The following is a 22,762-nucleotide window of genomic DNA, read 5'->3' as shown; positions in this document are numbered from 1 at the left end:
CACGGAACCCGCGTTGGTCACTGCTGTTTGTCCGGGCTGGCGGGACGGGCACGGACGTGCAGCCGCTCCCCCTGCGGCCCGAACAGGCTGAGGGCTTCGGCGGTGCCCGGGCCGGGGTTGTAGAAGAGGTGCGGGATGCGGGTGTCGAACTCGGCCACCTCGCCGGGGGTGAGCGTCAGATCACGGTCACCGAGCAGCAGGCGGATCCGGCCGGAGAGCACGTAGAGCCACTCGTACCCCTCGTGGGCCTGCGGGATCCGGCCTCCGGCGGACGGGTCCGGCGGGAAGATCTGCTTGAACGCCTGCACACCGCCCGGCCGGCGGGTCAGCGGCAGGTACGTCACGCCGTGCCGGACGATCGGTTTGGGGCGCACCCGGGGGTCGCCGGTGGCCGGGGCGTCGACGAGTTCGTCCAGCGCCACCTGATAGGCCCTGGCCAGCGGGAGCAGCAGCTCAAGCGTCGGTCGACGGCTCCCGGACTCCAGCCGGGACAGGGTGCTCACCGAGATGCCGGTCAGGTCGGCGAGCTGGGTGAGCGTGGTCCCGCGTTGGTGACGTAGAGCACGCAGCCGGGGGCCGACGGCCGCCAGCGCGGCACTGTCCTCGTTTGCCATAACGGCAAGGATAGTTGCCGCCGGGCTCGCGGCGGCGGATGGTGGTGACAGCCGACAGAACACGAGGGGGACGAACCGGTGGACGAGACATACGACGTGGTGGTGGTGGGCGGCGGCGCTGCCGGGCTCAGCGGCGCCCTGGCGCTGAGCCGGGCCCGACGGTCGGTGCTGGTGATCGACTCCGGTGAGCCGCGGAACGCGCCCGCCGACCGGATACACAACTACCTGGGCCGGGAGGGAACGCCGCCCGGTGAGCTGCTCGCGGTCGGACGGGCCGAGGTGGCCGGGTACGGCGGGCAGTTCCGCACCGGGCGGGTGCGCAGCGCCACCCGGGACGACGACGGGTTCCAGCTCAGCCTCGACGACGGCGAGCCGGTGCGCGCCCGGCGGCTGCTGGTGACCACCGGGCTGACCGACGAACTGCCCGACGTGCCCGGCCTGGCACAGCGGTGGGGTCGCGACGTGCTGCACTGCCCGTACTGCCACGGCTGGGAGGTTCGGGACCGTCGCATCGGCATCCTGGCGACCGGGCCACTGGCCGTGCACCAGGCGGAAATGTGGCGACAGTGGAGCTCCTCCGTGCTGCTCCTGCTGCACGACACCCCGGCACCGGACGCGGAGACCGCCGAACGGCTCGCCGCCCGCAGCATCACGGTGGTGCCGGGCCCGGTCGCCGCGGTGGAGGTGACCGACGACGCGCTGACCGGGGTACGGCTCGCCGACGGTCGTGTGGTGGCGCTCGACGCGATCGTGGTGGCGACGCGACTGACCCCCCGCGCCGACCTGCTGGTGGGGCTGGGCCTGGCCCCCGAAGAGGTGACGATGGGTGAGCATGTCATCGGGGCCCAGATCCCGGCCGACCCCACCGGCGCGACCGCCGTCCCCGGTGTCTGGGTGGCGGGCAACGTGGCCGACCTCCGGGGACAGGTGATCACGTCCGCCGGGGCCGGGTTGACCGCCGCGGCGGCGATCAACGCCGATCTCATCGCCGAGGAGACCCGCGACGCGGTGGCCGCGTACCGGCAGTTGATGGCCACGACGTTCGAGGAGCCGGCGTGGGAGGAGCGCTACCAGTCCCGGCCCTCGGTGTGGAGTGGGCGTCCGAACCCGCAGTTGGTCGCCGAGGTCACCGACCTGACCCCGGGGCGCGCGCTGGACGTGGGCAGCGGCGAGGGCGCCGACGCGGTGTGGCTGGCCACGCGTGGCTGGCAGGTGACGGCGGTGGACATCTCCAGCACGGCGCTGAGCCGGGCGGCCGCGAACGCCGAGGCCGCCGGCGTCGGTGACCGGATCGAGTTCACCCACGTCGACCTGCGGGACAAGCCGCCCGCCGAGCAGGCGTACGACCTGGTGTCCGCGCAGTTCATGCACCTGCCTCGGCAGCAGCGGCAGGAGTTGTTCGCCCGGTTGGCCGCGGCGGTGGCACCGGGCGGCGTCCTGCTGATCGTCGGCCACCACCCGTCTGACCTGTGGGGGGCGGCGCACCGGATGCACATGCCGGACGCGATGTACACCGCGCAGGAGGTGGCCGCCGATCTGGACCCGATCCACTGGGAGGTGCTGACGGCGGAGGAACGCGCCCGCCTCGCCACCAACCCCGACGGCGAGGACGTCACCCACCACGACGCGGTCCTGGTCGCCCGCCGACGCTGACCCGCACCGGCCCGTCGCCCCGCGTCCGCACGTCGACCTGCGTCGATCATGGACTTTCCCCGGATGACAAAGGTGGTGGAGCAGCACCTTTCCGGCACCACGAGTCCGTGATCGGCGCGGGAACGGGGGAACGCGGGGCGACAACGTGAGAGGGGGTGGGGCAGGACTTCGCATGAGGTCCGCTCGGCGGTAGCGTTGCGCCACACTGACGGCCCGTGGGGCAGGCGACCGCCGACCCTGACGCCCCGATCGTACGGAGGATGGTGCATGTCCATCGGCGCTGAGCCGCACGCAGCACGCGACGATGCGGCCTCCCGGCCGAGCTTCGAGCTCGCCCTGCGCGGATACGACAAACGCCAGGTGGACCGGCACCTGGAGCAGCTCGACAGTCAGATCGCGATGTTGAGCCGCGAGCATGGACAGTCCGCCGTCCGCGTCCGTGAGTTGACCGCCGAGGTGCAGCGGCTGCGTGCCGAGCTGGCCGAGCTTCAGGAGCAGCCCGTGCAGGTGGACCGCGCCTCGTTCCACGACCTCGGCCCGATGGTCGGCGAGATCATGGCCCTCGCCGAGAAGCAGGCCGGGATCATCACCGAGTCGGCCACCGACCGGGCGAACGAACTGCGCAGCGAAGCTGAGCGGATCCTCGCCGACACCCGTGAGCGGTCCGCGCAGGCACGTCAGGACCTGGCCGAGGAACTGGCCGCCCGGCGGGCCGAGCAGGAGCAGGCGTACGAGGAGCGGCGCACCCTGGCCGAGGCCGAGTTGACGGCGATCCGCGAGCACGCCGAGCAGTTGCGGGCCGACGGTGAGGCCGCGCACGAGCGCGCCCAGCACGAGGCCAAGCGGATCACCGAGCAGAGCGCGCAGCAGCTCAACCAGACCCGGGTGGCCGCCGACGCGCTGATGAAGTCGGCCCGTACCCAGATCCAGCAGGAACTCCAGTCGGCCCGCGCCAAGAACCAGCAGGAGATGGCCCAGTGGCAGGCCAACGTGGAGCGAGAGGTCAACGAACGGCGCACCGCCGCCGAGCAGGACATCGCCGAACAGCAGGCCGCCGCTGAGCAGGAGCTGGCCGAGCAGCGCAGCGCGACCGAGCAGCAGATCGCCGCGCTGCTGGCCGAGGCGCAACAGCACGTGACCGAGCTGCGCAACCGCGCCGACGAGCAGGCCGCCAGCCAGCAGCAGCAGCTCGCCGCCCTGCAGAAGGAGCTTGACGAGCGCCGGCAGGAGGCCGCGGAGCTGCACGCCGAGCTGGACACCGGCCGCCAGCAGCTCGCCGAGATCCGCCAGGAGGGCGAGGCGCTGGAGAACGAGCTGTCCCGGATGCAGCAGCGGCTCAGTGAGGTCCGCCGGGACCTCACCGCCGAGAACGCCCGCCTGGACGAGGCCCGCCGGGCCGGGGACTCCGCCGAGCGGCACGCCAAGGAGGTCCGCGCCCGCGTGCAGCGGGAGGCCAAGCGGGTGGCCGACCTCGCCGCCGCCGCGGTCATGGCCGCGGCAGCCGGCGGTACGGAGACCGCGGAGTACCCGATGGTGGGTTCCCGCGCCAGCGCCGATCGACCCGCCCCCGAGCGGACCGGTGTCGAGCAGCTCAACGTCGACCGGCACGCCACGGAGCGAGCGCCGGTGGCCGAGGCCGACGCCGATCGCGCCACATCGGACCGCTCCCCTGTCGACAGTGGCCCCGCCGACCAGGCCCCGGCCGAGCAGGTGGACGGCGACCCGTCCGAGCAGGTGAACGGTGAGCACGGTGGCGCGGCGGTGGTGGCGGACGAGTCGGTGGCGCCGGACGCTACTGCTGCCCGTGAGGTGAGTGCCGACGCCGAGCCGATCTTCCCCCGGCACATCGGCACCGACGCGCCGACGCCCGTGCCGTTCCTGGCCTTCGGGCAGCCGGTCAGTGAGAACGGCGCCGCCCGGCACTGACCTCAGCAGCGGTTGCACCCGGGCCCGGAGCACCTCCGCACGGGCCCGGGTCGACCGCCCGGGGTTGGCAGCCAGGTCCGTTGTCCGTAGTGTGCGGCGGTGACGAGAAGCGAGCGACTCGCCGACCAACTGGACCGGCACTGGCGCAAGAACCTGCGACCGCGGCTGGACGATCTGACGGATGAGGAGTACTTCTGGGAGCCGGTGCCCGGCTGCTGGAGCATCCGCCCACGTGGCACGTCGACCGCACCGATGTCAGCAGGTTCGGGGGCATGGACGGTGGACCACGCGTCCCCTGACCCGGTACCGGCGCCGGTGACCACCATTGCCTGGCGGTTGGCGCACATCATCGTCTCCTGCCTGGGTTATCGGGTCGGATGGCACTTCGGCGGCCAGGACGTCGACTCGCAGACCTTCGCCTACGCGGGGACCGCTGACGAGGCGCTGCACCAGCTCGACGAGATGTACGGGAGATGGAACGCCGGAGTCCGCGAGCTCTCGGACGCCGACCTGGAGAATCCGCCCCCGGTGGGTACCGAGCGGTTTCCGATGGAGGGCATCATCCTGCATGTCAACCGGGAGCTGATCCATCACGGCGCCGAGATCTCCCTGCTGCGCGACCTCTACCGCTGGCAGGACACAGACGTGGCTCACGACGGAGGCTGAGCCGACCGGGCGAGATACCGCAGCAAGTCGGCGGCCTCCCCGTCGGTGAGGACGGGGGCGAAGTCGAGGTGCTCACCGGGCGATCTGATCCAGCGGTACGCCGAACAGGCGGGCCGCACCCTGGCGTGCCACCGTGCGCACCTCCCGCAGGCTGCCGGTAGCGCCGGCCAGCACCTCCCCGTCAGGTCCCTCGACCAGCACCGCGTACGACCGATCCGGCTCATGGCGGATCCGGGCACGGAACTGCGCCGAGATGTCAGGCATCCACCGATGATCCCGCACCGGGCTCGCCGCGTGGGTCCTCGGCACCTGGTCAGGGTCCGGGTGGATTCTGCGCGGAACCGGATCGCCGCGCCCGACGGAGCTGGCAGGCTGGGCTGGCCGCCGTGCACCAGCGGTGGCCGCCGGCCTGGCCGGTGACCGAGAGGAGCGCCGGGTGACCGACCAACCGGAGGAGTTCGACCTGCTCGTCGTCGGTGGCGGCAAGGCCGGGAAGACGTTGAGCATGGACGTCGCCCGATCCGGTCAGCGGGTCGCCATGGTCGAGCGCGGCATGATCGGCGGCAGCTGCATCAACGTCGCCTGCATCCCGACCAAGGCGTTGGTGACCAGCGCGCGGGCCGCCCGCCAACTGCGGGACGCGTCGGCGCTCGGCCTCACTGTCGACGGCGGCCGGGTCGACGTGGACCTGTTGCGCGCGCACAAGCAGGACGTGGTCGAAGGGATGGTCGCCGCCAACCGGCAGCAGTTCCTCGACTCCGGCCTGCACCTGGTGATCGGCGAGGCCCGGTTCGTCGGCCCACGGACCGTCCGGGTGGCCCTCGCCGACGGTGGCGAGCGGCTGCTGCGCGGCACCGACGTCGTGATCAACACGGGGACCCGCCCCCATCTGCCGTCGGTGCCCGGGATGGCCGAGGCCGGGGTGCTCACCAGCGACGAGCTGCTGCGCCTGGATCGGCTGCCGGCCCGGCTGGTGGTGCTCGGCGGCGGCACCGTCGGGGTGGAGTTCGCGCAGATGTTCGCGTCGTTCGGCAGCGCGGTGACGCTGGTCGAGGGCGGTCCACGGCTGCTCACCCGGGAGGATCCCGACGTGAGCGACGCGGTGATGCGCGTCTTCCTCGACGACGGCATCGACGTACGGGTGGGTGTGGCGGTAGCGCGCATCGAGCGGGACCCCGACGGCGCGTTGCGGGTGACGCTGGACGACGGCGGCGTGGTGATCGGGGACGACGTGCTGGTGGCGGCCGGCCGGGAACCGGTCACTGACGGGCTCGGCCTGGACGTCGCCGGCGTACGGCTCAGCGAACGGGGCTTCGTGGAGGTCGACGAACACCTGCGCACCAGCGCCGAGCACACCTGGGCGGCCGGAGACGTCGCCGGCAGCCCCCAGTTCACCCACGTCTCGTTGGACGACTACCGGATCATCAGGGCGAACCTCGCGGGAGGCCGGCGCAGCACCGCCGACCGGCTGATCCCGTACACCGTCTTCACCACCCCGGAGCTGGCCCGGGTCGGGCTGACCGAGACCGAGGCGCGCCGCGCCGGGTACGACGTCCAGGTCGCCCACCTGCCGGTCGCCGCCATCCCCCGGGCCCGCACCCTGCGTCAGACCCGGGGCATGTGGAAGGCGGTCATCGACACCGGCACCGACCGGATCCTCGGCGCGGCGCTGCTCGGCCCCGAGGCCGGCGAGGTGATCACCTCCGTGCAGCTGGCCATGCTCGCCGCGATGCCGTGGACCGCCCTGCGGGACGCGGTCATCACCCACCCGACCATGACCGAGGGCCTCAACCTGCTGTTCGCCTCGCTGGAGTCCCGCCCGGTCCGCTGAGCGCCGCTCGACCAACCGTGCACCGGCTACCCGGCGATCTCGTCGCGTACCCGTTGCTGGAAGGCGCGGGCCTGCGCCCCGGTGGGCGGCGGCCCGCCGTGCCGCGCGGCGACCGCCTGCCGGATGACCTCGGCCGGGTCCCCCGCGTCGATCAGCCGCTGACCGGCCGCCGTCTTGGCGAGCCAGATGCCGTCGCGGTGGCGCACCAGCGATCGGCAGGCCCCGAGCACGGCGTCCTCGGTGCCGGGTGCGGGTTGGTCGGCGGGCGGTGTGGGTAGGGCGAGCCACCAGGTCAGCGCCTCGACGAGCAGCCGGCGCAGGTCGGCCGGGGCGAGGTCGGCGAAGACCTCCCCCGCTGGCGGCCCGAGCAGCGCGAGTCCGCTCTGGTGCAGGATGCTGCGGTCGAGGCCGTACCAGAACCGGCCGTCGGCGACCGGGCGGTCGGCGGGGTCGAGGGTGCGCCGGAACGGCATGCCGGCCCCGGTGTTCAGTTCGACCTCGAAGCCGGGCTCGGGGGTGCCGGAGGCGGCCACCGCCCGGTCGTAGCAGACAAGTTCCAGCCCACGCGCCGGGCAGGGCAGCGCCTCGTGCCGCAGCCGCGCGACCAACGTCCGCTTGGTTGCCTCGGCGAGCGGCCCGGCGCTGAGCAGCGCCACGTCCACGTCGCTGCGACCGGGCTGGTACGCCCCGAGCCCGACCGAGCCGGCGGCGTACGCCCCAACCAGGTCGGTGCCGAGCACGTCCCGGGCGGTGCTGACCAGGTCGTCGAGGTAGCGCTGAAGATCGGAGTGCACGGGCCATCATGGCGCACGGCTCGGAACCGGGCGGCACTACCCCGCGTAGAGCAGCAGCAGACCGGCGACGGTGTAGGTGACCATGAGTGCCAGCAGGGGCAGTTGGCCGGCCACCGCCCGGGCCCGGGGGAACAGGTACAGCGCGCGGTCGTGGGCGAGCAGGGTGCCGAGCAGGTGCCCGAGGACGATGACGGTGATCTGCAGGGTGGCCACCCCGGAGGGCGTGACCAGCGCGGTGTGCGGTTCCCAGTCGGCGGTGCCGAGCCAGTTGGCACCGGTGCCCAGCGGGTCGGAGAGCAACGCGACGGTGCGCTGGCCCTCCAGGATCAGCAGCGAGTAGTAGTGCGCCACCACGTACCCGACCGCGATCGGCACGATGGAGTGGGCGATCTCGCCCGGCACGGCACGGGCCTCGGCCGGGTCCGCGCGACCGATGCGCGCCGCGGCGCCGGTGGCGGCGAGGTACGCCACCGCGACGGCGGCGATGACGAGGCTCAGGCCGGCGCTGCCGGTGACGGCCGGGTGCAGGCCGTTCTCCTGGCTGAAGCGCAACCAGCCCGGCGCGTTGGAGAGGCTGTCGTACATGGTCGAGCCGAGCAGCACGATCACCACGGCGACCAGCCCGGGGCGGGGACGCAGACCGGCGATCCCGTCGAGCGGGTTGCGCCACACCAGGACGCCGTCGGCGGCCCGGCCGAGCGGGGCGAGCTGACCGATCAGGGTGCTGTACGCCTCGAACGGGTCGGCGTGGTCGAACCAGCCGGCGCCGAACACCACCGCGCCGACCAGCAGGAGCACCGCGTACCCGGCCAGCCAGGCGGTGATGACCGGCAGGGTGGCCCGGTCGGGGGCGACCAGTTCCAGCCAGACGAACCCGAACAGGGTGGCGGCGGCGGGCCACCATCCGACCCCGTCGGGCAGTTCACGCAGCCCACGGTGCGGGTCGCGCCGCGCGGCCAGCGCGACGAGCAGGTGCACGGTGCGCAGCGGGTTGACCGCCCGCCAGACCGGGCCGAGCAGCAGCGACAGCGGTGCCAGCCCGACCCAGAGCAGGACGTAGAGCGTGCCGGCCGTCGGGTTGTCAGCGGTGTCCGGCCCGCCCAGCAGGCCGAGGCAGAACCAGGCCGCGGCGAGCAGGCCGAGCCCGCGCAGCGCCCACCGGACGGCCTGCGCGTCGACGAGTCGAGCGAGCCAGCGCGGCACGGGACGACCGCCGCTGGCGTCCCGGTCGAGCCGGGGTTCGCGCCACAGCACACCCAGTGCCACGAACGTGACGACGAGGGTCAGCGCGGCGGCGACGACGAGCTGCGGCAGCGTGATCGGCAGGTCCTGGCGGCCACCGACACCGTGGGCCAGCAGCGTGGGAGCGGCCGTCATGCCGCTCAGCGGACGACGAGCTGGAAGAGCACCAGCTCGGAGTCGTGCGTCTCCACCTCGAACAGTCCGGTCTGGTCGGCGCGGAACTCGACCGAGCCGGGCGTGCCGGCCGGCAGCCGGGCGCCCAGGTCGTAGCCGTGCACGTGCAACTCGTCGGACACGTCGGAGGTGACAGTGATCCGGACCAGCTCGCCCTTACTGACGGTGACCCGCCCGGTCGGCGGATCGACCCGCCGCTTCGCGATCGTCACGGTGATCTGTCGGTCCACCGCCGGGGTGCTGGCGGCGGCGCTGGGGGTGCCGGTGGGCGTCGGGGCGGGTGCGGTGGGGGTGGCGCCCGACGGGCCGGCGGACGTCGGCGCCGTCGAGGGGGTGCCCACCGAGGGGTCGTCGTCCTGCCCGCAACCGGCGAGGAGCAGGGCGGCGAGGGCGACGGCGGTGACGGTCGCGGCGGTGCGGGCGGCGGGGGTGCGGACGAACACGGGTGGACTCCGAACGACGCGAGGGGGACGGGTGTCGGTTTGATCGTCGGGGAGGAGAACTCTACGTCTTGTTCGGTGCCGGGGAAATGACCATGATGAACGAATGCGATCGAAGCTGGTCACTGTGCGTAAGGTTCTGAGCCGTACCGTGGCGGCGCTGGCAGCGGCCCTGGCGGTGTCGCTGCTGCTGCCGGTCGCCCCGGCGTACGCGCACGGCCAGCTGGCGACCTCCACCCCGCTGACCGGCACCGTGGTACGCGAGCCGCTGACGCAGCTGGCGTTGTACTTCACCGAGAAGCCGGCTTCGAACGCGCACTTCGCCGTCACCGGGCCGGACGGGTCGCGAGTGGACAGTGGCTGGTCGCACGGTGAGCCGAAGCGACTGGACAAGCCGGTCACCGAGTACTTCATGGTCAACGGCGTGTTCGAGCCACGGCTGTACCACACCGGCTTCCCGGCCATGGTGACCGTCGCCCACTGGCCGGCGAAGGGCCGTTACACCGCCAGCTATCTCTCCGTGGCCTCCGACGGTGAGGCGGTGCGGGGCGAGGTGAGCTTCGACTACCAGGGCCCCGGCACGCCTGCCCCGGCCGGTTGGTCGCCGCCCACGGCGGGGCCGGATCCGGCGCTGATCGCCCAGGCCGAGGGTGGGGGCTCGACCACCCCAGGAGCCACCGGCAGCCCGGTCGCCCTCACCGACGCGGCGGCGGACGACCCGGCCGGCGCCGCCCCGGAGCAGCGTGGCGGCGGCTTTCCGGCCTGGCTGGTCCCGGCCCTGATCGTCGTGGTGGTCTCGGCGGTGGTGTTGCTGGCGGCCCGCCGTCGACCTGCGGCGCGGGGCGCCTCCCCGGCGGGCCGGCGGCCGGCAGGCCCGGCGGGTCGGGGCGCAGGCGCCCGCAAGGCTGCGGCTCCGACTCGGAAGACCGGTGCCCGGACGGGTGGTCCCGCGCGGCGCGGACGGCGGTAGACCACCGCAGCAACCGGCATTCTTCGCGTACCGCCTCGAACTTTCGCACGGACATAGGAAACTTTTGATGTATCGAGGCGAAGCCATGGACAGTGCAATCGAAACACCTTAATGTCTCGACCCATCAACCCGGTGTTTCCGCACTGTCACTCGTCGGCGTCGAGGACGTTACGGAGCCGGGGCCGACGGTCATCCTCACCGCTGATCCACGCCGGCCGTCGGGCACTCCACTGCCTCCTGGAGGAACGATGGGCACACCCCTGCTACGCCGACTCCACCATCCCGTCCTCGGTGCGCTGGCGCTCGTCCTCGCCGCCGGCCTCTGGGCCGTCCCCGCCACCGCCGCCCCCGCGCAGGAACCGGGCGTCACACTGCGCGTCTTCGACGTGCAGGTGCCGCTGTCCGAGCTGTGCACCCTCAAGCCCGCCCAGACCCCGAACGTGGACAAGCTGATGTCCACCATCAACTGGACCTCGGCGGCCGACTTCGGCTTCGAGGACAACTTCGTCTCGCAGGTGCTCGGCAACATCACCACCACCCAGGCCGGCAGCTACACGTTCCGGCTCAGCAGCGACGACGGATCCAAACTGTCCATCGACAACGCCGTGGTGATCAACCACGACGGGCTGCACGGCGCCACCCCGCCCAAGGAGGGAACCGTCACCCTCACCGCCGGCCTGCACCCGCTGCGCATCGACCACTTCGAGCGCGGCGGTGGACAGCAGATCACCCTGGAGTGGAAGACGCCCGGCTCGTCGGCCTTCGTGGTCGTACCGAACTCGGCGCTGAGCACCGACGCCGGCGTGGTCCGGGTGACCGCGCCCGGCCGCAAGGAGTGCGAAGGGGTCTTCGACTCCCCCGGCGACGGGCTGCCGCTGACCGGCGTGCACCCCGGCTACACGCTGACCAACCTGCGGCCCAGCGGCTTCCAGCCGAAGGTCACCGGGATGGACTGGCTGGCCGACGGCCGGCTCGTCATCAGCACCTGGGGCGGTAGCGACCAGTCCGGCACCTCCCAGGACGGCGAGGTCTGGATCCTCGGCAACACCGGCGGCTCGACCAGCCCCGGCACCGTCACCACCAAGAAGATCGCCGGCGGCCTGAAGGAACCGATGGGGCTCAAGGTCGTCGACGGGGTGGTCTACGTGACCGAGAAACAGCGGTTGACCCGGCTGGTGAACACCGGCGGCGACGAGGCAGCCGAGCGCCTGGAAACCGTTGCCACCTGGCCCTACGGCGGCAACTTCCACGAGTTCGCCTTCGGCCTGCTCTACGCCGACGGGTTCTTCTACCTGAACCTGTCGGTGTCGATCAACTCCGGCGGCGCCACCACCAACCCGCAACCCGCCACCAACCGGGGCACCACCATCAAGGTCAACAAGGACACCGGCGCGGTCAGTTACGTCGCCGGCGGCCTGCGTACGCCGCACGGCATCGGCTGGGGTCCGGAGAGCGGCCTCTTCGTCACCGACAACCAGGGCGGCTGGCTGCCCTCGTCGAAGCTGGTGCACGTCAAGCAGGGCCGGTTCTTCAACCACTACACGAACCCGGCGGGGCCGTTCGACACCGCCCCGGTCACGCAGCCGGTGCTCTGGATGCCGCAGAACGAGATCGCCAACTCGCCCAGCACGCCGCTCTACCTGACCAGCGGCCGGTACGCCGGCCAGTTCGTGATCGGCGACGTGACCTACGGTGGCCTGCAACGGGCGAACGTGGAGAAGGTCAACGGCGAGTACCAGGGCGCCCTGTTCCGGCTCACCCAGGGCCTGGAGGCGGGTGTCTCCGAGGTCAACATCGGCCCGGACGGCGCGATCTACGTCGGCGGGCTCGGCGCGGGCGGCAACTGGGGCCAGAGCGGCAAACTGTCGTACGGCCTGCAGAAGCTGACCCCGAACAGTTCCACCACGTTCGAGATGCTCGCGATGCGCGCCACCACCACCGGCTTCGAGGTGGAGTACACCCAGCCCGTCTCGGCGGGGACCGCCGCCGAACTGGCCGCGCGCTACAAGATCAAGCAATGGCGGTACGTGGCGACGTCGGCCTACGGCGGGCCGAAGATCGACGAGGAGACGCTGACCGTCACCTCGGCCACCCTCTCCTCGGACGGAAAGAAGGTCACCCTGGTGGTGCCCGGTCGCAAGGCCGGTCGGGTGGTGCACCTGCGCTCGCCGCGCCCGTTCACCTCCACCACCGGCCAGTCACTGTGGAGCACCGAGGCGTGGTACACGCTCAACTCCATCCCGGGCAGTCCGCCACCGCCGAGCGGCGGCACCATCACCGGCGTCGGCGGCAGGTGCCTGGACGTCGACAACTCGGGCACCGCCGACGGTACGAAGATCCAGCTCTGGACCTGCAACAACACCGCCGCGCAGTCGTGGACCCGGGTCGGCGACACCTACCGCGCGCTCGGCAAGTGCCTGGACGTGGACAATGCGGGCACCGCGAACGGCACGAAGATCCAGCTCTGGACCTGCAACGGCACCGGCGCGCAGGTCTGGCAACCGCAGAGCGACGGGTCGATCCGCAACCCGCAGTCCGGGAAGATCATGGAGGCCGCCGGCGGCAACACCGCCGAGGGCACCCAGATCCAGCTCGGCACCTATGCGGGCGGCGCACACCAGAAGTGGGTGGTCAGCAGCGGGGTGACCGGCTGACAGTCGGACGTGGGGGCGTGGCCTGATCGGCGGGTCAGGCCGCGCCCCGGCCCCTTGGCCGCAGGTCACCGGCGAGCAACGCGGACGCCGCCAGCGCCGCGGCCAGCACCCCGGTCACCGCGATGACGAATCCGCGCTCGGCGCCGCGGGGCGCCAACGCGACCCCGACGGCCAGCGCGGCGAGCGCCGCCACCGCCATCATCAGGCGGGCGGCGTCCGCGAGGCGCACCGCCCGGCGGCGGGCCGCGACCATGATGGTCAGCACGCCGAGCGCGCCGGCCGCTCCGATGATCGACCAGGACAGCCCCAGAGCGCGGGTCGGCGCGTCGACAGCTGTCGTCCCGGCGTACGCCAGCAGGCCGAAGGCGACGACCAGCAGACCGCCACGCCGCCGGGCCCGCGCGGCGTCCACACCCTCCGGGGTACGCGTCGCCATCGCCTGACCTCCACGGTTGACCGCTGTCGCACCGGCATCATCCCCCGGTCGGCCCCGCGCGGAGAAGACCCCCGCCCCCGGCATCCTGTGGGAGGCGCTCCGAGGCGTCGGTCAGGGGCCGTGCGGCAGCGGCTGCGCCAGCGCCCGCAGGTCCGCCGGCAACTGGGCCAGCGCGTCCTCGAACTCCCGGTGCCCGACCACCCGGTGCATCGTCTGCAACACCGCGCGGGTGCCCCGCTCGGCGGCCGGGCGGTCGATCCCGGCGCGGTCGGCCACCCGGCGCAGGAACTCGTCGTAGTCGAACGTTTCGGCCGGCTCGGCCGCCTTGACCAGCAGCGGGCTCAGTTCGTCGGCCAGGTGGGGGGCCAACGCGCCCGCCTCCCCGCCGCTGAGCCGCTCGGTGAGGGTCCGCAGGACCGCCTCGGTGAGCGGGCGCGCCTGTTCCGGCGAAACATTCGCGCGTGCCGCAACCTTGTCGACGAACGCCAGCTCGGCCATGTCCCCGCCCTTCGCCTCGGAGACGCGTGGCTACCCGGGCCACGCGGCAGCAAACCCGACGGCCGGCGCGATGGTTCTGCTGGTTGCCCCGCGCGACGCCGTCGGCTTCTCGTACGGTGAGGTCGGACCGGGAACCCGACGGCTGCCCGACGGCGGCCCGTGCCGCAGGAGGAGCAGATGGCCCTCGACCTGCCAGACGTGATCGACCGGTACTTCCGGGCCGTCAACGACCGGGACCTGGACGCCTTCGTCGCCTGCTTCGCCGACACCGCCAGCGTCGCCGACGAGGACCGGCTGTACGACGGGCGGGCCTCGATCCGCTCCTGGCGGCAGAAGACCATGGACGCGTACTCGTACACCGCCGAGCCGGTCCGCCTCACCCCGCAGGCGGGCGATTCGTACCTGGCCCTCACCCGGGTGTCCGGCGACTTCCCCGGCAGCCCGGTCGAGCTGCGGTACCGGTTCACGCTGCGCGACGGGCTGATCGGCGCCCTGGACATCCGTCAGTGACGGCGAACCCGTCCACCGGCCCGACGGCAGCACCGTGCCGCGAAGTCCGCCCCGGCCGCGCGGTGACCGTGTCCGGCCAGCGAGCCCAGCCGGGCGGTCCGGCCCGCAGGTGATCAACCGCCGAACGGACGAGACGGCCAACGGGTCAGTGGATGACATGATGTGAAGAACAGCTGTCGCTACGAGAAGGGTTCCGGCTGCCCGATGGCGCACTTCGAGGCTCGCACGCCGACGACACCCGCGTGGATCGCGGTGCCGCCGGCCGGGCAGCCGCGTCGGGCGGGCTGATGCCGGGAGAGCGACGGGAGGCCGTGGCCGAGCAGAATGTCCCGACCCACGCCACAGACACCATGGCGTACCAGGTCGCGACCGACGTGCGAGCGCTGCGCGCGTTCGTCAGCGCCGGGGCGCTGGCCCGCGGCCTGTCGGCCGAGCGGGTGGAGCTGTTGACGCTGGCGGTCAGCGAGCTGGCCACCAACACGTTGCAGCACACCACCGGCGGCGGCTGGGTCCGGCTCTGGGCGGAGTCGGGTCAGCTGTTCTGCGACGTGGTCGACCACGGGCCGGCGCGGGCGTTCGGGCGGAGCATGCCGGCCGCCGACTCGGTACGCGGTCGCGGGCTGGCCATCGTCGAGCAGATCTGTGACGAGGTGGCGGTGCTCACCGGCCCCGGAGAGACCGTCGTACGGATTCGCCTGAGTCTGTGAACGTCGGCGGCGATCCCCGCCCACGCGGGCCACGACGGCTGTCACAATGCGGACAGCCCGGGCCGACGGTGGCCCCGGGTCAGCCCCGAACAGGAGGACGCCACGATGCCGGACAGCGCACGAGAGGCGGAGCTGCTCGACGCCGAGCGCACCCTGCAGGCCGCCCAGCGAGCCGGCGACGTCGCCGCCCTGGACCAACTGCTGGTCGACCAGCTGATCGCCATCGGCCCGGACGGGCGTGCGCTCACCAAGCAGGACGACCTGACCGCCCACCGGGACCGCCGCTCGGTCGTCGAGGAGTTGGTGGAGGAGGAACTGGACCTGCTCGTCGTCGGTAGAACGGGGGTCACGTTCTTCCTGGGTCGGGTGTCCGGAACCCTCGACGGGGTGCCGTTCGCGGCGCGGCTGCGCTACACCCGGACCTGGGTCCACGACGACCCACACGGCTGGCGGGTCCTGGCCGCGCACATCAGCCCGGTCTGACTCAGCTCGGGTCCTCGTCGTCCTCGTCGTCCTCGTCGAGCAGGCCCTGCTCGTCGAGGAACGCGAACCACCGGTCGTCGGCGGGGGTCAGGTCGGCGTAACCCGGCCCGAGCAGGTAGTAGTCCACGAAGGATTCCACGTCGGGGGCGAGCTCCTCGAACGCGTCGGACATGAACCACTCGGTGCCGGTCGGTGGGAAGTACCAGATCGCTCCGGTGCCACGGTCCATGAAGACCGGTTCGTCGCTGCGGGTGCCGATCACCAGCCAGCCGGCCCGGTTCTGCGGAATGGCCGAGAATTCGGGCGCGTAGTCCAGGTGGTACTGGATCCCGGGCAGGGTCGACGTGGACGCCAGCTCGACCCGACCCGCCCGTATCCCGTCGGTCACCAGCAGGAGATCCCGCAGGTCGGCCGGGAGCCCCGCCGGCACGGCGTCGATGGCCGCCCCCTCGCCGAACTCGGCGTACGCCAGGCTCTCCGGCAGATCGGCCAGGTCGGCCCGCAGCTCCTCGATGAGCTGCCGCAGCTCGGCGTTCACCGCACCACCTCTGTTCGGATGAGGCCTCGTCCGGCAAGGCTCCGGCTGCCCGGAGACCCACGAGCCGATGCGCGGTTTGGTTCTACCACGCATCGGCTCGTCGCGGCGTCACCTCGCCGATTCCGCCTAACCAACGGGAACGGGAACTGACCACGATCCGGTCCCGGTGTGCTGCCGTCGAGCCCTTTCCTCAGGTCACGACGGCGTCGATCGGGCCGACGCGCAGGGTGCCGTCGTTGAGGGGGGTGCAGCGGATGCCGCCGGTGGTGCGCAGCGCCTTCCACGCCCCCGGGCCGACGGTGACGTCCATCCAGGCGCACGGTCGGGCCGCCCGGTTGACCCGCAGGCTGACCGGGCCGTCGCCGGAGTCCAGCACCAGCACTCTGCCGATCAGCTCGTCGACGGCGATCCCGGTGGTGAGGATGTTGCGCCGCACCTCGGCCAGGCCGATGCCGTCCGGCAGCGATTCCCGGGCGATGACGGTGACGCTGGCGTCGCGGTGTGCCTGCTGACCGAAGTAGCGGTCGCCGACGATGCCGAGGCCGGCCCGGATCCGGACGGCGTCGACCAGCTCGCCGGGTGGGGCGGGTGCCGGACCGTCGGCGGGCCGGCCCAGGAAGCGGTGCACGGGCGAGGCCAGCAACTCGACGATCTCCGGCATGACAGGAAGTCTACGAAGCGCACGGGGTGCCGCGGCGCAGGTCGACGGATGACGAGGCGGGTCGGCTGTTGCCAGGGCACGGCAAACTGTTCTATAACTGTTGCATGAGTTCTATAACAGTACGCGCGACGGTTCCCCCCGGGCGGTACGGAAGCTATGGCGGGCGGTACGTGCCGGAATCCCTGATCCCCGCCTGCGAGGCGGTCGCCGAGGCCTTCTCCGAGGCGTGGGCCGATCCCCGGTTCCGTGGCAGCCTCACCGCGCTGCTGTCGGCGCACGTGGGACGACCGACGCCGCTGACGCCGGCCGTGCGACTGTCGGCCGAACTTGGCGTGACGGTGCTGCTCAAGCGGGAAGACCTGACGCACACCGGATCCCACAAAATCAACAACGTGCTCGGGCAGGCGCTGCTGGCCCGGCGCATGGGGCGTACCCGTCTGATCGCCGAGACCGGAGCGGGCATGCACGGCGTCGCGACGGCGACGGCCGGTGCCCTGCTCGGTCTACCGGTGACGGTGTTCATGGGCGAACGCGACGTGGAACGCCAGGCGCACAACGTCTTCCGGATGCGGCTGCTGGGCGCCGAGGTCGTTACGGTGACCACCGGCAGCCGCACGCTCAAGGACGCCACCAGCGAGGCCATGCGCCACTGGGTGACCGACGCCGACGAGGCGTACTACTGCGTGGGCTCGGTCATCGGTCCGCACCCCTATCCGATGATGGTCCGCGAATTCCAGCGCGTCATCGGTGACGAGGCCCGACAGCAGTGCGCGGCCGAACTGCCCGCTGCCACCCCCGACTACGTGGTCGCCTGCGTCGGCGGCGGCAGCAACGCGGCCGGCACGTTCGCCGGGTTCGTCGAGACGTCGGCGAAGCTCGTCGGGGTCGAAGCCGAAGGCGGCTCCGGCGCGGCGAACGGGGAGGTCGGCGTTCTGCACGGCTTCCGGTCGCTGTTCCTGCAGGACGAGCACGGGCAGATCAGGGAGGCGCACTCGATCGCGGCCGGGCTGGACTACCCGGGCGTCGGCCCCGAGCACGCGTACCTGCGCGATCTGGGGCGCGCCCGGTACGTCACCGCCTCCGACGGGGAGGCGATCGCGGCCGCCGTCCGGCTCGCGCGGGCCGAGGGCGTGCTGCCCGCCATCGAGTCGGCCCACGCGCTCGCCTGGGTCGTTCGCGCCGCCGGCACACCGGAGCTGCCCAGCGGGTCGACAGTGCTCGTCACCCTCTCGGGGCGCGGCGACAAGGACGTGACCACCCTGATCGCGGAGGCGGACCTCGGATGAAGCTGTTGATGCCCTACATCACCGGCGGGATCGTGCCCGGTTGGACGGCCTTCCTGAGCGCCTTCGCGCACGCCGGGGCCGACATGATCGAGGTCGGGCTGCCGTTCTCCGATCCCACTGTGGACGGCCCCACCATCCAGGAAGCCTCGGACGCGGCGCTGGCCCGGGGCACCACGCCCGCCTCGGTCCTGGCGGACCTCGCCGGAACGCGGGTGGGCATCCCCCTGGTCGCCAGCACGTACGCCAACATCGCGCTGCGGCCGGGGTTCGGCGACGCGCTCGCGGCGGCCGGGGTGAGCGGGCTGATCGTGCCCGACCTGCCCCTCGACGAGCTGGCCGGGTTGGACGTGCCGGGCGTCCAGGTGAGTCTGCTCGCCTCACCTGCCACGCCGGACGACCGGCTCGCCGAGATCGGCCGGCGCAGTCAGGGTTTCGTGTACGCCGTGTCGGTCATGGGCACGACCGGCGAACGTGACCGGCTCGCGCCCTCGGCCGTCCTGCTGGCCGCCCGACTCAAGCAGGTCACCGACCTGCCCGTGCTGGTGGGCTTCGGCATCTCGACCCCGCAGCAGGCGGCCGAGGCGGCGGCGGCAGCCGACGGCGTCATCGTCGGCGCGGCCGTCATGCGGCGCATCCTCGACGGCGCGAACCCCGCCGAGGTCGGGGCCTTCGTGGCGTCGCTGCGGGCCGCGCTGTCGCCGGTGGCCCCCGTGCGATGATCGGCGGTGGCCGTCGACGACGGGGGGCGGACAGTCGACGCATCGGGAGGCAGACCAGTGGCACGCTATCGGGCCATCGCCGCCGACCTCGCCGCCAAGATCCGCGACGGCCACTACCGGCCGGGCGACGCGCTGCCCGCGCAACGCGAGCTGAGCGCGGCGTACGGCGTCACGGTGATGACACTGCGGCAGGCCCTGCGCGAACTGAGCGCCGAAGGGCTGATCGTCCAGCGGCCCGGCAAGGGCACCTACGTCGCGCCGTCGCCCGCGGCGTACCAGCTGGGATCCTTGCGGAGCTTCGGCGACGACCTGCGTGAGCAGGGCCACGAGGTCCACACGACGGTGCTCTCCCGCGCGCAGCGCCGGCTGCCCGCACGCGTCGCGGCCCGGCTGCGGGTCCGCGAGGCCGAGACGGGCCTGCGCCTCGAGCGGGTCCGCGCGTTCGCCGGCCGCCGCGCCATTCACCAGATTTCCTGGGTCCGCGAGCCGCACGCGAGCCGGTTGCACGACGTGGACTTCACCGGCACGTCGCTGTACGCGGCCCTGGCCGACCTCGGCGTGCCGGTGGCCCGGGCCACGGAGACGATCCGCCCGGAGGTGTTGAGCGCCGACGTGGCCCGGTATCTGGACGAGGCCGAGGGAGCACCGGTGCTGGTCAGCGACCGGATCACCTACGCGCCCGACGGGACGGCCCTGGTGACGGACCGGGCGACGATGGTGGGCAGCATGATGCAGATCACCGCCGACCGGGCCGCCACCGGGCTGTCCCTGCACTACGGCGCGGTCTAGCCCGCCATTGACCCGGTGCCGGCTGGTGTGCCGGTGACGGTCAGGTCGCGCACTCGGCCCACGTTGTCGAACGACCCGAAGCCGACCCGCCCCGCGCCGAATGTGGTGTCCTTCGCGGTCAACAGCGGGTCCCGGTCTCCGTCGACGTAGACGGCGATCTCGCCGGTGGCCGGCAGGTGCACCACCCGCACCCGGTGCCACCGGGCATCGGTGATCGCCGGGTTCGCGCCCCGGGACCGGCCGTTCCACTGGTGGTCGATGCGTTCCCGGTCGGCGTTGTCCACCTTGAAGATGCCGTTGTGCGGATAGATCGTGTTGTCGGTGGAGAGGTGGGCGTAGTAGAACTCGGTGTCCGAGCGCCAGCCGAAGACGATGATCACGTCCCGGTTGCTGACCTCCACCGGTGTGTCGAGCCGTACCTGAGCGTCCACCCGCACCGACGACCACGCCGGTCCGGCGGTCAGCACGGCGTACTCGAAGGGTCGGCGCGGACCCGGCCGGCTCTCCCCGGCCTCGGCCAGGATGACCTGGTCGCCTGCGAACCGCCACTTCGCCGGCGTCACCGGCGCCCAGTTGGCCGCCCCGGCGGTGCGGCGCAGCGTGACGTCCCCGACGTCGCCGCTGGCGTACCCGGTGGTGCCGGTCACCTTCCAGACCTTCCCGTTGGCCTTCGCGACGACGTAGAGCTCACCGGCGGCGTCGGTGCCGAAGCGCAGGTCGACCCGGTTGGGGTCGCCGGGCGCACCCGGCGCGGACAGGTCGCGCATCCGGACCGGGGTGCCCGCCGGGTCGAAGAGGGCGAGCTGGTGGATGGTGGCCAGACCCCGGCCCCGGCGCATCTCGTTGGCCTCGGTGTAGAACACCCGGCCGTCGACCAGGTCACCGAAGACGTACTTGCCGCGCAGCGCGGGCAGCGTCCGCCCCCGGTAGACGAAACCACCGGCCACCGCGACACCGACGTCGTCGGTGCAGTTCCAGCCGGCGGCGGGGTCGTGGTCGTACGCGGCGACCGGGTAGGTGTAGCCGTAGCTGGCGTCGTCGGCGGGCAGCGGGAGCAGCCGGTCGCAGGGGTTGGTGGCCGTCTTGTCGAAGACGAATGAGCCTTCCCGCTCGCTCCAGCCGAAGTTGTCCCCGGCACGGACCTCGTAGATCGCCTCGACGGCGTGTTCACCGATGTGCCCGAGGTACATCCGACCGGTCGCCCGGTCCCAGCTGAACCGGTGCGGGTCCCGGAAACCCACCGCGTAGAGCTCGCCGAGCGCGCCCGCCCGCCCCACGAACGGGTTCGTCGGTGGGATGCCGTAGCGCCCGTTCGCGGCGTTGGTGCCCCGCGGGTCGATCCGCAGCAGCTTGCCGTGCGGCACCGCCAGGTTCTGCGGGTCGGTGTTGCGCGCGCCCTGCCCGCCGTCGCCGACGGCGAGGTACAGCAGGCCGTAGTCACGGTCGTGGCGCTTGGCGGTGGGGTTGAAGTTGATTTCCTGGATGCCGTGCACCTGGCCGCCGAAGCCGATGCGCAGCACCTCGCGGTGCGTACCGGCGAAGGTGGCGGCGGCCGGGTCGGTCGCCGTCCACTCGGTGATGACGCCGTGGAAGAGCGTGTTGGGCTGGGCGTAGTCCGGTACGGCGGTCGTCGTCGACGCCAACTCGGTGTGGATGGTGTAGAACCGGCCGTTCACCCCGAACTCCGGGTGGAACGCGACATACCCGAAGCCCTGGCCGAGCCCACGACCGGAGAAGAACGGCGGCGCGAACGTCGCGGCCACGTCCAGGTAGACGTGCGGCACCCCATTCTCGACGAGGTAGAGGCTGCCGTTGAGGTCGGGCACCGCCCGTCGGCCGGAGCCGTCGGGCACCTCCATGATGGTGTTGATCCGCGCGGTACGCATGAGCCGCGCGTCGGTCGGCGCCGGCGTGGGGTACGACTGCGGGAAGCTGGCGTACTCGCTGAGCACCAGCCCGAGTCGGGACTGGGTCGGCATCTCGGGGATCGGGTCGTAGACCGCGTCGGCGGCCCGCGCGGGCGTGGCGACCAGTGTGGACAGGATCAGCACGAGGGCGGTGAGCCAGGCCCTCACTGTTAGCCGGCGGGTGGCGCCGGCGCGGCGGTGCAGTGTGCGCACGCGTGTCTCCTTCTCGGTGGGACGGTGCCGAGGGTGGTCAGCGGGCAAGGTGGCGGTACTGCCTCCGTACGTCGTTCGCGGAGACCACACTGTCGAGGAACATCAGGCCGTCCATCCGGCAGTCGCACGGGTTGCGTTCCACCGTGTCCTGCGGGAAGCTGCCGCCGATCTTGATGCCCCGGGGGTCGGACGCGCTGGTCAGGTGCGGGCCGGGTCCGGACACCAGCCACGGGTCGTCGGCGCGGGTGTAGAAGCCGTCCACCGGTTCACCGTTGCGGTAGAGGGCGAGCGCGCCGGTGTCGAAGTCGAAGGTGGCGGCCAGGTGCACCCACTGCCCCACCGGCAGCAGCTCGCGCCAGTCCTGGGTGGCGGCGAAGGTCTGCGAGTTGCCGCCGTCGAGCCGCCGGCCGAGCGCGACGAGGCGCACCTGCCCGTCGACGTCGATCAGCTCCAGCAGGGCGCGGACGCCGTGGCCGTCGGAGTCGCCGGTCAACACCCCGGCCAGGCCGATGGCGTTGTACCTGTCGTCCGGGTCGGCGGTAGTGGAGTTGGGCAGCGGGCTGTCCATGTTCAGCTTGAACCAGCCCATCACCGTGGTGCCGGCGGTGGCGCTGAAGGCGCGCAGCGTCCGCACCCCGCTGGCCGACCAGGTGCCGGCCTTCCAGTCGTCGTTGCCGGCACCAGTGGGGTCGACTTGGCGGGTCTGCACCGCGTTGCGGCTGCCCCGGTAGGCGTGGTCCGGCACCCGCATCGCCGCGCCGCCGTTGACCAGCTCGATCTCGGTGCCGGAACGGCCCTGGTCGCGTTCCAGGGCCGGGTCGCCGGGCACCGGGTGGTCGAAGTCGTACGCGGCGACCAGATGCGTGCGCAGCGCCGGGTGGACGTCGGGCGAGGGGTGCCGGTCCGCCTGTGCCGGTGGCGTGCCCACACCGGCCAGGACGCCGATCGCCAGCAGGGAGACGGCCGCTCGTCGGGCAGTGGACATGGCTGTCACCTCGTTTCGCGGCAGGGAGGATGCCGGTCACGTAAGCGCTTACGTAAGCGCTTACGT

The 22,762-nt window shown here is 72.4% G+C and carries 23 protein-coding genes; 12 read left to right on the top strand and 11 right to left on the bottom strand.

The window, feature by feature from the left end; translation table 11 throughout:
• Positions 1–17: 17 nt before the first annotated feature.
• On the bottom strand, positions 18–614 hold the full coding sequence (locus IF22_RS0123590) for a helix-turn-helix domain-containing protein (RefSeq protein WP_030335512.1): 597 nt from the start codon (positions 612–614) through the stop codon (positions 18–20).
• Positions 615–692: 78 nt separating this feature from the next.
• Here IF22_RS0123590 and IF22_RS0123585 point away from each other — a divergent pair, with 78 nt between their 5' ends.
• The 3 genes from IF22_RS0123585 to IF22_RS0123575 all read left to right on the top strand — a co-directional run bounded on the left by IF22_RS0123585 (position 693) and on the right by IF22_RS0123575 (position 4,859).
• Entirely contained in the window at positions 693–2,267 is a 1,575-nt protein-coding gene (locus IF22_RS0123585; RefSeq protein WP_030335510.1) for a bifunctional NAD(P)/FAD-dependent oxidoreductase/class I SAM-dependent methyltransferase, read from the top strand.
• Positions 2,268–2,534: 267 nt separating this feature from the next.
• Entirely contained in the window at positions 2,535–4,193 is a 1,659-nt protein-coding gene (locus tag IF22_RS0123580) for a coiled-coil domain-containing protein (RefSeq protein WP_030335508.1), read from the top strand.
• 99 nt (positions 4,194–4,292) lie between these two features.
• Positions 4,293–4,859: a DinB family protein gene (locus tag IF22_RS0123575; protein ID WP_030335506.1), complete on the top strand. Its 567-nt coding sequence runs from the start codon at positions 4,293–4,295 to the stop codon at positions 4,857–4,859.
• A gap of 72 nt (positions 4,860–4,931) precedes the next feature.
• Here IF22_RS0123575 and IF22_RS0123570 read toward each other — a convergent pair whose 3' ends face one another.
• Complete coding sequence (locus IF22_RS0123570; protein WP_030335504.1) at positions 4,932–5,123, bottom strand: hypothetical protein; 192 nt, start codon at positions 5,121–5,123, stop codon at positions 4,932–4,934.
• A gap of 172 nt (positions 5,124–5,295) precedes the next feature.
• Between IF22_RS0123570 and IF22_RS0123565 the strand changes: the two genes are divergently transcribed.
• The gene (locus IF22_RS0123565; protein ID WP_081883981.1) at positions 5,296–6,690 is read left to right on the top strand and encodes a dihydrolipoyl dehydrogenase family protein; all 1,395 of its coding nucleotides are present in this window, start codon (positions 5,296–5,298) and stop codon (positions 6,688–6,690) included.
• Positions 6,691–6,716: 26 nt separating this feature from the next.
• Here IF22_RS0123565 and IF22_RS0123560 read toward each other — a convergent pair whose 3' ends face one another.
• Genes IF22_RS0123560 through IF22_RS35675 form a run of 3 tightly spaced genes read right to left on the bottom strand, consistent with a single transcriptional unit; the run spans position 6,717 to position 9,343 of the window.
• Complete coding sequence (locus tag IF22_RS0123560) at positions 6,717–7,484, bottom strand: hypothetical protein (protein WP_030335500.1); 768 nt, start codon at positions 7,482–7,484, stop codon at positions 6,717–6,719.
• A 36-nt stretch (positions 7,485–7,520) separates the two neighbouring features.
• Positions 7,521–8,861: a hypothetical protein gene (locus IF22_RS0123555; RefSeq protein WP_030335498.1), complete on the bottom strand. Its 1,341-nt coding sequence runs from the start codon at positions 8,859–8,861 to the stop codon at positions 7,521–7,523.
• A 5-nt stretch (positions 8,862–8,866) separates the two neighbouring features.
• Complete coding sequence (locus IF22_RS35675; protein ID WP_030335497.1) at positions 8,867–9,343, bottom strand: cupredoxin domain-containing protein; 477 nt, start codon at positions 9,341–9,343, stop codon at positions 8,867–8,869.
• A gap of 124 nt (positions 9,344–9,467) precedes the next feature.
• On the opposite strand from IF22_RS35675, the gene IF22_RS35670 reads away from it, so the two are divergent.
• Together IF22_RS35670 and IF22_RS0123540 are read left to right on the top strand one after the other, a co-directional pair.
• A complete protein-coding gene (locus IF22_RS35670) occupies positions 9,468–10,310 on the top strand; it encodes a copper resistance CopC family protein (protein WP_245233717.1) in 843 nt (280 codons plus the stop codon).
• A gap of 248 nt (positions 10,311–10,558) precedes the next feature.
• Entirely contained in the window at positions 10,559–12,964 is a 2,406-nt protein-coding gene (locus IF22_RS0123540) for an RICIN domain-containing protein (RefSeq protein ID WP_081883979.1), read from the top strand.
• A 34-nt stretch (positions 12,965–12,998) separates the two neighbouring features.
• On the opposite strand, the gene IF22_RS0123535 is transcribed toward IF22_RS0123540, so the two are convergent.
• Both IF22_RS0123535 and IF22_RS0123530 read right to left on the bottom strand, forming a co-directional pair.
• Complete coding sequence (locus IF22_RS0123535) at positions 12,999–13,400, bottom strand: hypothetical protein (RefSeq protein ID WP_030335492.1); 402 nt, start codon at positions 13,398–13,400, stop codon at positions 12,999–13,001.
• Between the two features lie 111 nt (positions 13,401–13,511).
• Entirely contained in the window at positions 13,512–13,898 is a 387-nt protein-coding gene (locus IF22_RS0123530) for a DUF2267 domain-containing protein (protein ID WP_030335491.1), read from the bottom strand.
• 177 nt (positions 13,899–14,075) lie between these two features.
• On the opposite strand from IF22_RS0123530, the gene IF22_RS0123525 reads away from it, so the two are divergent.
• The 3 genes from IF22_RS0123525 to IF22_RS0123515 all read left to right on the top strand — a co-directional run bounded on the left by IF22_RS0123525 (position 14,076) and on the right by IF22_RS0123515 (position 15,598).
• Positions 14,076–14,408, top strand: coding sequence for a nuclear transport factor 2 family protein (locus tag IF22_RS0123525; protein WP_030335490.1), 333 nt, complete (start codon positions 14,076–14,078; stop codon positions 14,406–14,408).
• A 242-nt stretch (positions 14,409–14,650) separates the two neighbouring features.
• The gene (locus tag IF22_RS0123520) at positions 14,651–15,115 is read left to right on the top strand and encodes an ATP-binding protein (protein ID WP_307857870.1); all 465 of its coding nucleotides are present in this window, start codon (positions 14,651–14,653) and stop codon (positions 15,113–15,115) included.
• Positions 15,116–15,220: 105 nt separating this feature from the next.
• Entirely contained in the window at positions 15,221–15,598 is a 378-nt protein-coding gene (locus IF22_RS0123515) for a nuclear transport factor 2 family protein (RefSeq protein ID WP_030335487.1), read from the top strand.
• A gap of 1 nt (position 15,599) precedes the next feature.
• Here the strand turns inward: IF22_RS0123515 and IF22_RS0123510 are convergent, their stop codons facing one another.
• Together IF22_RS0123510 and IF22_RS0123505 are read right to left on the bottom strand one after the other, a co-directional pair.
• Positions 15,600–16,136, bottom strand: a complete 537-nt coding sequence (locus IF22_RS0123510) for an SUKH-4 family immunity protein (RefSeq protein WP_030335485.1) — start codon at positions 16,134–16,136, stop codon at positions 15,600–15,602.
• A gap of 190 nt (positions 16,137–16,326) precedes the next feature.
• A complete protein-coding gene (locus tag IF22_RS0123505) occupies positions 16,327–16,797 on the bottom strand; it encodes a hypothetical protein (protein WP_030335483.1) in 471 nt (156 codons plus the stop codon).
• A 113-nt stretch (positions 16,798–16,910) separates the two neighbouring features.
• Between IF22_RS0123505 and trpB the strand changes: the two genes are divergently transcribed.
• The 3 genes from trpB to IF22_RS0123490 are packed head-to-tail and all read left to right on the top strand — an operon-like array spanning position 16,911 to position 19,591.
• Positions 16,911–18,083, top strand: coding sequence for a tryptophan synthase subunit beta (gene trpB, locus IF22_RS0123500; protein ID WP_374224318.1), 1,173 nt, complete (start codon positions 16,911–16,913; stop codon positions 18,081–18,083).
• Positions 18,080–18,802, top strand: a complete 723-nt coding sequence (trpA, locus tag IF22_RS0123495; RefSeq protein WP_030335479.1) for a tryptophan synthase subunit alpha — start codon at positions 18,080–18,082, stop codon at positions 18,800–18,802. Before trpB ends, trpA begins: the two co-directional genes overlap by 4 nt.
• Positions 18,803–18,859: 57 nt before the next feature.
• Positions 18,860–19,591: a GntR family transcriptional regulator gene (locus tag IF22_RS0123490; protein WP_030335477.1), complete on the top strand. Its 732-nt coding sequence runs from the start codon at positions 18,860–18,862 to the stop codon at positions 19,589–19,591.
• Here the strand turns inward: IF22_RS0123490 and IF22_RS0123485 are convergent.
• Positions 19,588–21,711, bottom strand: a complete 2,124-nt coding sequence (locus IF22_RS0123485) for a PQQ-dependent sugar dehydrogenase (protein ID WP_030335474.1) — start codon at positions 21,709–21,711, stop codon at positions 19,588–19,590. The genes IF22_RS0123490 and IF22_RS0123485 overlap by 4 nt on opposite strands.
• Before the next feature lie 37 nt (positions 21,712–21,748).
• Positions 21,749–22,696, bottom strand: coding sequence for a LamG-like jellyroll fold domain-containing protein (locus IF22_RS0123480; RefSeq protein WP_030335472.1), 948 nt, complete (start codon positions 22,694–22,696; stop codon positions 21,749–21,751).
• Positions 22,697–22,762: the final 66 nt, after the last annotated feature.

The organism is Micromonospora parva, from assembly GCF_000718515.1.
Lineage (GTDB): Bacteria > Actinomycetota > Actinomycetes > Mycobacteriales > Micromonosporaceae > Micromonospora > Micromonospora parva.
This window is presented reverse-complemented; position numbering and strand designations above follow the sequence as displayed.

What these genes read in the sequence shown, in the direction of transcription:
- IF22_RS0123535 (WP_030335492.1), bottom strand. Translation starts at nt 13,400, where the DNA reads ATGGCGACGCGTACCCCGGAGGGTGTGGACGCCGCGCGGGCCCGGCGG.
- IF22_RS0123480 (WP_030335472.1), bottom strand. Translation starts at nt 22,696, where the DNA reads ATGTCCACTGCCCGACGAGCGGCCGTCTCCCTGCTGGCGATCGGCGTC.
- IF22_RS0123515 (WP_030335487.1), top strand. Translation starts at nt 15,221, where the DNA reads ATGCCGGACAGCGCACGAGAGGCGGAGCTGCTCGACGCCGAGCGCACC.
- IF22_RS0123525 (WP_030335490.1), top strand. Translation starts at nt 14,076, where the DNA reads ATGGCCCTCGACCTGCCAGACGTGATCGACCGGTACTTCCGGGCCGTC.
- IF22_RS0123530 (WP_030335491.1), bottom strand. Translation starts at nt 13,898, where the DNA reads ATGGCCGAGCTGGCGTTCGTCGACAAGGTTGCGGCACGCGCGAATGTT.
- IF22_RS0123540 (WP_081883979.1), top strand. Translation starts at nt 10,559, where the DNA reads ATGGGCACACCCCTGCTACGCCGACTCCACCATCCCGTCCTCGGTGCG.
- IF22_RS0123555 (WP_030335498.1), bottom strand. Translation starts at nt 8,861, where the DNA reads ATGACGGCCGCTCCCACGCTGCTGGCCCACGGTGTCGGTGGCCGCCAG.
- IF22_RS0123580 (WP_030335508.1), top strand. Translation starts at nt 2,535, where the DNA reads ATGTCCATCGGCGCTGAGCCGCACGCAGCACGCGACGATGCGGCCTCC.
- IF22_RS0123570 (WP_030335504.1), bottom strand. Translation starts at nt 5,123, where the DNA reads ATGCCTGACATCTCGGCGCAGTTCCGTGCCCGGATCCGCCATGAGCCG.
- IF22_RS0123590 (WP_030335512.1), bottom strand. Translation starts at nt 614, where the DNA reads ATGGCAAACGAGGACAGTGCCGCGCTGGCGGCCGTCGGCCCCCGGCTG.
- IF22_RS0123505 (WP_030335483.1), bottom strand. Translation starts at nt 16,797, where the DNA reads ATGCCGGAGATCGTCGAGTTGCTGGCCTCGCCCGTGCACCGCTTCCTG.
- trpA (WP_030335479.1), top strand. Translation starts at nt 18,080, where the DNA reads ATGAAGCTGTTGATGCCCTACATCACCGGCGGGATCGTGCCCGGTTGG.